Origin of the sequence: Planococcus sp. CAU13 (genome assembly GCF_000775575.1) — a bacterium.
GTDB lineage: Bacteria > Bacillota > Bacilli > Bacillales_A > Planococcaceae > Planococcus.
Map to the genome: position 1 here is coordinate 1 of NZ_JRGN01000355.1, position 2,525 is coordinate 2,525.

General features: G+C 48.0%; 1 protein-coding gene. It reads right to left on the reverse strand.

Translation table 11 applies throughout. The features are described from left to right. Positions 1-254 precede the first annotated feature (254 nt). Entirely contained in the window at positions 255-2,207 is a 1,953-nt protein-coding gene (locus tag KW93_RS16725) for a bifunctional 2',3'-cyclic-nucleotide 2'-phosphodiesterase/3'-nucleotidase (RefSeq protein ID WP_033544198.1), read from the reverse strand. Between the last annotated feature and the right edge of the window lie 318 nt (positions 2,208-2,525).

Sequence of the window (2,525 nt, forward strand, 5' to 3'; positions counted from 1 at the left end):
AAAAACTATAAGATACCTTCGCAAAATCATAAGTCAGGAATGCTTCACTCTTAATAAGAGGTGCAGAGGCTACATACTCCCAGTATGCCAGCTCCAAAACCTCCCCTCCTCAGACTCTACCTTTCCCCACCTACGCCTCCAGCTGTTCCAAAGCGCCGTTGCGACTTTTAGTAGTCTCTTAATTCATTCTCAAAAAAAAACACAAAAAAGCCCATCCGCAACCCACGGATGGACTCTCATTCAATCATTATTTATTAATCTATCGCAATCCCATACTCCGCAAAACCGTTCGCAGTCGGCGCAATATATGTGATACCGCTATCGGCCGGAATCATATCGCGCGCATTGTTCGAAGTCTCGAACACGATCGACTGGTCGCCGGCAATCGGTGCAAATGTCCAGTTATTGTCGGCCGTTGGATCGATCGTGCCAAGCCCCTCCAGATAGTCGATGACCACTTGGCGGTTCTCATACGCATAGTCGACCACTTCCGTTGCATTGACCACACCAGGGAAATTACCGCTTGCCCGGTAATTATTCGTTACCACCAGGAATTCCTGGTTCGGATCAATTGGTGCCCCTTCATACGAAAGGTTCTTGATGCGGTTCGCACCTTCGTTGATCAGAACGCCGCCCGTATCGTATTTCGCCGGCTCCGTCACGTCGATTTCATACGTCACGCCGTCAATGACATCAAAATTATACGTACGGAAATCGTTATTGACCAATTGCTGCTCGCCTGTTGCATTCGGATCAATCCGATTGAACTGGCCAGCTGACATTTCAAGCCATTCCTGAACGTCCGCTCCCGTCATCTTCAACGCGAATAAAGTATTGTCGAAGACATACAGATCCGCGACGTTCTTGATGGCGATTTCACCGGCAGCAATATTCGTGTAGTAATCGCCGCCGTTACGTCCGCCCGCCTTGAATGGTGCCGCTGCGGAAAGAATCGGCAGGTCTTCATTGACTGTGCCGGCCACTTGCTGCCCGACGTACCAGGTCTGTGCGTTATTGACCAATTGAATTGATGGATCATCGTTCACTAATGCAAAATAGCTGTTGATTGGCGCTGTTGTTTCAGCTACCGGTGTATTGACGTATTCTATTGTTCCTTCATGCGCTTCCTTCACTGCCGCCACTACCTCTTCAGCAACTTCGCCAGTCGTTGAATCGATTTCACGCAGCTCCGCTTTCCCCGTATTCACAACCCAGCGCTTGCCGTTCGCACGCGGACTCAATGTCAAATCAATGACGCCCAGGTGGCTGCCGAAATTGCCCGCCATGACAACCGGCGTGCCGTTGATCGTACCTTTTTCCTGATCGACATTCGGCAAATCGCCATATGCCCCAGGGAAAACGTTATGATCGTGGCCGGTGATGATCGCATCTACACCATCAATTTCTGAAATCTGGTACGTTACATCTTCTTCACCGATTTCATGCGTTGCATCGCCAATTCCTGAATGCGAAAGAACAACAATCACGTCCGCCCCTTCCGCTTTCATTTGCGGGATGAATTTCTCCACTGACTGCACTGCATCTTCCGCAATGACTTTGCCTTCAAGATGCGTACGGTCCCATTGCATGATTTTCGGTGCTACAACACCAATCACGCCGACTTGCACCGTGCGTGTTCTGCCCATCTGATCTACCACTTCTTTGTCGATGACCGTGTAAGGCAGGTATTTGTTCTCGCCCGTTGCCGCGTCCAAAACGTTCGCGTTCAACACCGGAAACGGTGCATCATCCAGGACTTCATCCAAATAATCAAGGCCGAAGTTGAACTCGTGGTTGCCCAGTGTCGATGCATCGAAATTGAGTGACTCCAAAGCCGCAAGTGCGGGGTGCAGTTCCCCTTCTTCGAGCGGATCGACCGACACTTTATACGCGCCAAATGGTGTCCCTTGGATCAAATCACCGTTATCGAACAAGAGGCTATTCGGATTTTCCGTCCGGGCTTCTTCTATTAATACACCCGTTTTCGCGAGCCCCAGCTCATTCGACACCTTGTCCTGATAATAATCATAATTCATGAAGTTCGTATGCAAATCCGTCGTTCCCAAAATGCGAAGCGATACATCGACTGGCTTCAATTTATTCCCTTTATCCGGCTTCGCTGCATCCGCTGCGCCTGCCGTAAACAAACCGCCTAAAGCCAATACCAGTGCCGTAAGCACCATCGCCAATTTTCTGTACATTGACATTCTTCCAGCTCCCTTTGCATAGTTTGTGAATCTTATTTATTATACTAAAACACTGTTCGCCGATGATTAATATTTGATAATTTAATAAATTTTACCTATTTGTAACAATAAAAGATTCGGGGTTATCAGGAATAAAAATCGTAGTTGTTGACGTATGGCGTTTTTACTTGGGGAAATAGTCAGCACTGCGGCGGTTGCGTCTTGCGCTGCAGACTGCTTTTCACAGAAATCTGATGCGACTTAAAGAAGCAGTTTTGCAGATCAGGTGTTGAAATTAGGATAGAATGGCAAACCGTAAGATAGAAACGAAAAACTATA